We start from the raw sequence: 7,451 nt of genomic DNA on the forward strand, positions 1-7,451 counted from the left end.
GACCTTCCAGTGCGGGTCACGCATCTGTCGCTGGCGGACTTCCGCTCGTACGCCTCCCTGGAGATCGCGCTCCAGGGAGGCGTCACCGCGTTCGTCGGGCCCAACGGGCAGGGGAAGACCAACCTGGTCGAGGCGATCGGCTACATCGCCACCCTGGACAGCCACCGGGTGGCCACCGACCAGCCGCTCGTGCGGTTCGGTGCGCCGCGCGCCATAGTGCGGGCGAACGTGGAGCGCGAAGGCCGTACACAGCTTGTGGAAATCGAGCTGAACCCGGGCGGGGCGAACCGGGCGCGGCTGAACCGCAACCCGGTGCCGCGGCCCCGCGAAGTCCTCGGCGTGCTGCGCACGGTGCTGTTCGCCCCGGAAGACCTCGCGCTGGTGAAGGGCGACCCCGGGGAACGCCGCCGGTTCCTGGACGAGCTGTTGGTCGCGCGCTGGCCGCGGTACGCCGGGGTCCGCGCGGACTATGACCGGGTGTTGAAGCAGCGGAACACTTTGCTGCGCACGGCCGCGATGGCCCGGCGTAACAAGACCTCCGGCCCCAACCTCACGACCCTCGACGCGTGGGACCACCACCTGGCCAAGGTCGGAGGGGAACTGGTCGGTGCGAGGCTGGCCCTGATCTCGGCGTTGTCCCCACTTGTGGACAAGTGTTACGCCGAGATCGCCGAGGGCGGCGCGACCCGGATCGGTTACCGCTCAACGCTTTCCCCGGAACCCGACCCGGCTGTCGATGTCCTCACGGAACAGTTCTTGGCGGCCCTCGGCCAGGCCCGCGCTAACGAATTGGACCGCGGTATCACCCTGGTCGGCCCGCATCGCGACGAGATGGTGCTGGAGCTGACCTCCTCTGCCGGGGAGGCCGGGCTCTCCGCGGGTCTGATGCCCGCCCGCGGCTACGCGAGCCACGGCGAGTCCTGGTCATACGCGCTGGCATTACGTTTGGCCGCCTACGATCTGCTGCGTTCGGACGGCTCAGAAGGCGGCGAGCCGGTCCTGATCCTCGACGACGTCTTCGCCGAACTCGACGCCAAGCGCCGCCGGCGGCTGGCCGAACGGGTCTCCGGTGCCGACCAGGTGCTCATCACCGCCGCGGTGGACGCCGACGTGCCGGAGCAGCTGATCGGCCAGAAGTTCGCGGTGGCCGGGGGATTGGTGAGTGCGGCGTGAATCCACAGCCTGTGGACAACGGTTCCGGCGCTGATGAGGCCAAGGGTTCCGGCATGGATCTGGCCCGTGCCGCGCTCACGGCCGCGCGGGCCCGCGGCAAGGAAGGCGGCGGGTGGAACGGCAATCGCCGACGTAACAACAACCCGGGCCAGCGTTCCGGATCCGGCCCAGACGAACGTGATCCGCAACTGCTCTCCTCGGCGCTCCCCAGAATGATCGAGGACCGCGGCTGGAGCGTTCCGGCGGCGGTCGGCGGCGTCATGGGCCGCTGGGGCGACATCGTGGGCAGCCACATCGCCGCGCACTGCACCCCGCTGGAGTTCAACGACGGCATCCTGACCGTCCGCACCGATTCGGCGGCCTGGGCCACGGAACTGCGGATGCTCGCCCCCCAGCTGCTCGCGAAACTCAATGCCGAACTGGGGACGTCGCGGGCGAGCCATGGCGGCCGGGAAGCCGCCGGGGCGATCTCGAGCCTGAAAGTGGTCGGGCCGGGCGGCCGGTGACCGATCGCGGCCGGTTACCTGTCTTTTGACCTTGTTCCGGCCTGCCGGGGTCGTTAGGTTCGCGACGGGCCGTCCCACCGGCTCCGTCGTCCCGGGGTCCACAGGTGTCTCATCAGGCACAATCACCTGGTCGCGGCTTGGGAATCGGCCAGCTGATCGGCGACTATAAAGGTCCATATCTGTGACAATCACCCTCTCGCATCCTCAGACCGTGCCGGACGCTCTCGTGAGCCGTTCGCAGGGCGGCTCGTATGGGGGGACTTCAAAGACGGGCAAAAAATGTCTCTCAAGGCCTCACAGGGCCGTATGAGGGCCACTTTGGTCAGCCGGGCAGGGTAGAATAAAGCTCGTAAGTCTTCCCCTTCGCGGCTCGCGTCGGGCCGCGACTGTCCGGTGGGTTCCTCCGACGGCGCGCTCCGCACGCTCAGGGCCGTGTTTTGAGAAAGGGCCAGCGCGCCGTGGCGGACGTAGAACCGACCGGGGACATCACCCCGAACCCCGATGGCACCTATAACGCTGACTCCATCAGTGTCCTGGAGGGGTTGGAAGCCGTCCGGAAGCGGCCGGGCATGTACATCGGCTCCACCGGTGAACGCGGCCTGCACCACCTGGTCTACGAGATCGTCGACAACTCGGTGGACGAGGCGATGGCCGGGTACGCCGACACCATCGAGGTCAGGCTGCTGGCCGACGGCGGGGTGAAGGTCGTGGACAACGGCCGCGGCATCCCGGTCGGCATCAACACCAAGACCGGCAAGTCGGCGCTGGAGGTCGTGATGACGATCCTGCACGCCGGCGGCAAGTTCGGCGACGGCGGTTACAAGGTCTCCGGCGGTCTGCACGGCGTCGGCGTCTCGGTCGTGAACGCGCTGTCCACCCGGGTCGAGGTCGAGGTGCACACCGAGGGCTTCGTCTGGAACCAGGTGTACAAGCGTGGCGTTCCCGAGGCCGAAGTGAGCAAGGGCGGCCCGGCCGCGGACACCGGCACCTCGACCATCTTCTGGGCCGACACCGACATCTTCGAGACCACCGTCTACTCCTTCGAGACCCTCTCGCGCCGGTTCCAGGAGATGGCCTTCCTGAACAAGGGCCTGACGATCTCGCTGACCGACGAGCGCCCGGAGTTCATCGACGAGAACGGCGAGCAGCGCTCGGTGAAGTACCACGCCGAGGGCGGCATCGCCGACTTCGTGCGGCACATCAACTCCCGCAAGGGCGAGCCGGTCCACCCGAACGTCATCGACTTCGAGGGCGAGGACAAGGACCGCACTCTGGCGGCCGAGATCGCCCTGCAGTGGAACAGCCAGTACTCCGAGTCGATCTACACCTTCGCCAACAACATCAACACCCACGGCGGCGGTACGCACGAGGAGGGCTTCCGCGCGGCGCTGACGACGCTGATCAACAAGTACGCGCGCGACCAGAAGCTGCTCAAGGAGAAGGACGAGAACCTCGCCGGCGAGGACATCCGCGAGGGCCTGACCACGATCGTCTCGGTGAAGCTGTCCGAGCCGCAGTTCGAGGGCCAGACCAAGGACAAGCTGGGCAACCCCGAGGCCAAGACTTTCGTGCAGCGTCTGGTCTACGAGAAGCTCGGCGAGTGGCTGGAGGAGAACCCGAACGAGGCCCGCGAGGTCATCCGCAAGACGATCCAGGCCTCCACCGCGCGCATGGCCGCGCGCAAGGCCCGCGAGCTGACCCGTCGCAAGGGTCTGCTGGAGTCCTCCTCGCTGCCCGGCAAGCTGTCCGACTGCCAGTCCAACGACCCGACGAAGACCGAGATCTTCATCGTCGAGGGTGACTCCGCCGGCGGCTCGGCCCGCTCCGGCCGCGACCCGATGACCCAGGCCATCCTGCCGATCCGCGGCAAGATCCTGAACGTCGAGAAGGCGCGGATCGACAAGGTGTTGCAGAACACCGAGGTGCAGGCACTGATCTCGGCGCTGGGCACCGGGGTGCACGACGACTTCGACATCAGCCGGTTGCGCTACCACAAGATCATCCTGATGGCCGACGCCGACGTCGACGGCGCGCACATCAACACCCTGCTTCTCACGCTGCTGTTCCGGTTCATGAAGCCGCTGGTCGAGGCCGGGCACGTGTACCTGGCCGCGCCGCCGCTGTACAAGGTGAAGTGGACGCAGAACGACTTCTACTACGCCTACTCCGACCGCGAGCGCGACCAGCTGCTCGAGGCGGGCGTCGCGGCGAACAAGCGGAGGAAGGACGAGACCGTCCAGCGCTTCAAGGGCCTCGGCGAGATGAACGCCGAGGAGCTGCGGATCACCACCATGGACCGGGAGCACCGGATCCTGCGGCAGGTCACCCTCGACGACGCGGCCCAGGCCGACGACCTGTTCTCGGTCCTGATGGGCGAGGACGTCGAGGCCCGCCGCAACTTCATTCAGCGCAACGCGAAGGACGTCAGGTTCCTGGACATCTGAGTCCACACCCGTCCACGAACAAACCTGACGAGAGCACCACCTCTCCTTGACAGCGAAGGATTGAGATTTGAGCACGGAGACTGTGGACGAGATGCCGCAGGGAGACCGGATCGATCCGGTCGACCTCCAGACGGAGATGCAGCGCTCGTACCTCGACTACGCGATGAGCGTGATCGTCGGTCGCGCGCTGCCGGACGTCCGCGACGGCTTGAAGCCGGTGCACCGCCGGGTGCTGTACGCGATGTACGACGGCGGCTACCGGCCCGACCGCGGCTACTACAAGTGCGCCCGCGTCGTCGGTGAAGTCATGGGTATCTACCACCCGCACGGCGACTCGCCGATCTACGACACCCTGGTGCGCCTGGCCCAGCCCTGGTCGCTGCGGATGGTGCTGGTCGACGGCAACGGCAACTTCGGCTCCCCGGGCAACGACCCGGCCGCGGCCATGCGCTACACCGAGTGCAAGATGGCGCCGCTGTCGATGGAGATGGTGCGGGACATCGACGAGGACACCGTCGACTTCCGCCCCAACTACGACGGCCGCTCCGCCGAGCCGGTGGTGTTGCCCGCGCGGTTCCCGAACCTGTTGGTGAACGGCTCGACCGGTATCGCGGTCGGCATGGCGACCAACATCCCGAGCCACAACCTGCGCGAGGTCAACGACGGCGTCCAGTGGTTCCTGCAGAACCCCGAGGCGAACAACGAGGAACTGCTGGAAGCGCTCATCGAGCGGATCAAGGGCCCGGACTTCCCGACCGGCGCGCTGATCGTCGGCCGCCGCGGCATCGAGGACGCCTACCGGACCGGCCGCGGCTCGATCACCATGCGCGCGGTGGTCAACACCGAGGAGATCAACGGGCGGATGTGCCTGGTGGTCACCGAGCTGCCCTACCAGGTGAACCCGGACAACCTGGCGCTGAAGATCGCCGAGCTGGTGAAGGACGGCAAGGTCGCCGGCATCGCCGACGTACGTGACGAGTCGTCCTCCCGGACCGGCCAGCGCCTGGTGATCGTGCTCAAGCGGGACGCGGTCGCCAAGGTCGTGCTGAACAACCTGTACAAGCACACGCAGCTGCAGGACTCCTTCGGCGCCAACATGCTGGCGCTGGTCGACGACGTGCCGCGCACGCTGTCGCTGGACGCCTTCATCCGGCACTGGGTCGTGCACCAGATCGACGTGATCGTGCGCCGCACCCGGTTCCGGCTGCGCAAGGCCCAGGAACGCGCGCACATCCTGGTCGGCCTGCTCAAGGCGCTGGACGCGATCGACGAGGTGGTGGCGCTGATCCGCCGCTCCCCCACGGTCGACGAAGCCCGAACCGGCCTGATCGAGCTGCTCACGATCGACGAGGTCCAGGCCAACGCGATCCTGGAGATGCAGCTGCGCCGGCTGGCCGCCCTGGAGCGGCAGAAGATCGAGGCCGAGCACAACGAGCTGATGGCCAAGATCGCGGACTACAACTCGATCCTGGAGTCGCCGGAGCGGCAGCGGCGGATCGTCTCGGAGGAGCTGCAGGCGATCGCCGACAAGTACGGCGACGAGCGGCGTTCGCAGCTGGTGCCCTACGAGGGCGACATGTCCATCGAGGACCTGATCCCCGAGGAGGACGTGGTCGTCACGATCACCCGCGGCGGCTACACCCGGCGGACCAAGACCGACCTCTACCGCTCGCAGAAGCGCGGCGGCAAGGGCGTCAAGGGCGCGCAGCTGAAGCAGGACGACATCGTCGACCACTTCTTCGTCACCACCACGCACCACTGGCTGCTGTTCTTCACGAACAAGGGCCGGGTGTACCGGGCCAAGGCGCACGAGCTGCCGGACACCGCCCGCGACGCGCGCGGGCAGCACGTGGCGAACCTGCTGGCCTTCCTGCCGGACGAGAAGATCGCCCAGGTGCTGGACCTGCGGGACTACGAGCAGACGCCGTATCTGGTGCTGGCCACCAAGAACGGCCTGATCAAGAAGACCCCGCTGCGCGACTACGACTCGCCGCGCACGGCCGGCGTCATCGCCATCAACCTGCGCGAGGACGACGAGCTGATCGCCGCCGAGCTGGTCTCCGCCGAGAGTGACCTGCTGCTGGTCTCCAAGCAGGCGCAGGGGCTGCGGTTCACCGCGACCGACGAGGCGCTGCGGCCGATGGGCCGGGCCACCTCGGGCGTGATCGGGATGCGCTTCCGCGAGGACGACGAACTGCTGTCGATGGACGTGGTCCGGCCGGACACCTTCCTGTTCACCGCGACCTCCGGCGGCTACGGCAAGCGGACGCCGGTGGACATGTTCCCGCTGCGCGGCCGCGGCGGCCTGGGCGTCATCGCCGCCAAGACCGTCGACGAGCGCGGCGGCCTGGTCGGCGCCACGATCGTGGACGAGGGCGACGAGGTCATGGCGATCACGCTGTCCGGCGGTGTGATCCGGACCCGGGTCTCCGAGGTGCGGCCGACGTCCCGGGACACCATGGGCGTGCGGGTGATCAACCTCAGCAAGGGGGACACGGTGCTCGCGATCGCGCGCAACGCGGACCCGGTCGAGGACGAGATCGAGGGCGAGGCCGACGGCGAGGTCGGCGAGGAGCTGGCGAGCGGCGAAGGCGTGATCGTCGCGGCTGACGTGACCGACGCGACCGACGTGGCCGCGGGCTCGGGCGAGTCGGAGAACTCGGAAGGTGGCGAGGGCTCGGACGGTGCCGAAGGCTCGGAGGGCTCCGACGAGGAGTGACCGACTGAGGCGAAACGCAGGGCGGCGGCATCGGTGCGGGAGCACCGGGCCGCCGCTCGGCGTTTCGGCTTGTGGCAGATGGGTGACGCCCGTTCGGCGGTCCCGGGTAGGCCGCGGCGACGCGCCAGTTCCGCTGCGTGTCCGGTTATGCGCATGGAGCAGCGTTGAGGTCCGTCGAACATACGGTCCCCGCTACGGAAAATGGCGGGGCCGGGGAGACCTACAAGGATTAGGACGGTAGCTTGGCCGGGTGAGTAGCGAGACGACGACCGATCCCAGCCGCGGAACCGACCCCGACGGCGTCGGTGGCGGGGCCCGCGCTTATGGGCCCGGCCCCGGCGCCGCTTCCGTTTCCGACGCCGTGCCGCCCGGGGCGCATCGCCAGGCTCCGCCGCCGAACCAGCCGCCGCCCGGCTACCGGCCGCCGCAGGGCGGACGAGGCCCGGCGGGCCAGGGCCAGGGCTACGGTCCGGCCGGTTCTGGCGTTCCCGGTGGCCAGGGGGCCCACGCCCCGCAGGCCGCGCCCATGGCGCCCAACGGCCCCGGTGCTTCCGGCCCGTACCTGCCTCCCGGCGCGCCGGGCATGGCCATGCCCGGCCCATCCCACGC

At 68.6% G+C, this 7,451-nt stretch carries 4 protein-coding genes and 1 pseudogene; all 5 read left to right on the forward strand.

Going from position 1 to position 7,451, the window contains the following annotated elements:
* Nucleotides 1-9: 9 nt before the first annotated feature.
* On the forward strand, nucleotides 10-1,173 hold the full coding sequence (recF, locus tag IZR01_RS27290) for a DNA replication/repair protein RecF (protein ID WP_194925510.1): 1,164 nt from the start codon (nucleotides 10-12) through the stop codon (nucleotides 1,171-1,173).
* Complete coding sequence (locus IZR01_RS27295; RefSeq protein WP_194925511.1) at nucleotides 1,170-1,679, forward strand: DciA family protein; 510 nt, start codon at nucleotides 1,170-1,172, stop codon at nucleotides 1,677-1,679. The genes recF and IZR01_RS27295 overlap by 4 nt, the downstream gene beginning before the upstream one ends.
* Nucleotides 1,680-2,137: 458 nt before the next feature.
* Nucleotides 2,138-4,123, forward strand: a complete 1,986-nt coding sequence (gene gyrB, locus IZR01_RS27300; RefSeq protein ID WP_194925512.1) for a DNA topoisomerase (ATP-hydrolyzing) subunit B — start codon at nucleotides 2,138-2,140, stop codon at nucleotides 4,121-4,123.
* 91 nt (nucleotides 4,124-4,214) lie between these two features.
* Complete coding sequence (gene gyrA, locus IZR01_RS27305) at nucleotides 4,215-6,842, forward strand: DNA gyrase subunit A (protein ID WP_194925513.1); 2,628 nt, start codon at nucleotides 4,215-4,217, stop codon at nucleotides 6,840-6,842.
* A 250-nt stretch (nucleotides 6,843-7,092) separates the two neighbouring features.
* A pseudogene (locus tag IZR01_RS27310) lies at nucleotides 7,093-7,451 on the forward strand (hypothetical protein); the annotation flags it as partial.

It is taken from the genome of Catenulispora pinisilvae, assembly GCF_015356865.1.
Taxonomy (GTDB): Bacteria; Actinomycetota; Actinomycetes; order Streptomycetales; family Catenulisporaceae; genus Catenulispora; species Catenulispora pinisilvae.

Excerpts from the sequence above, each read along its gene's own strand:
- gyrA (WP_194925513.1), top strand. The coding sequence starts at position 4,215 with ATGCCGCAGGGAGACCGGATCGATCCGGTCGACCTCCAGACGGAGATG.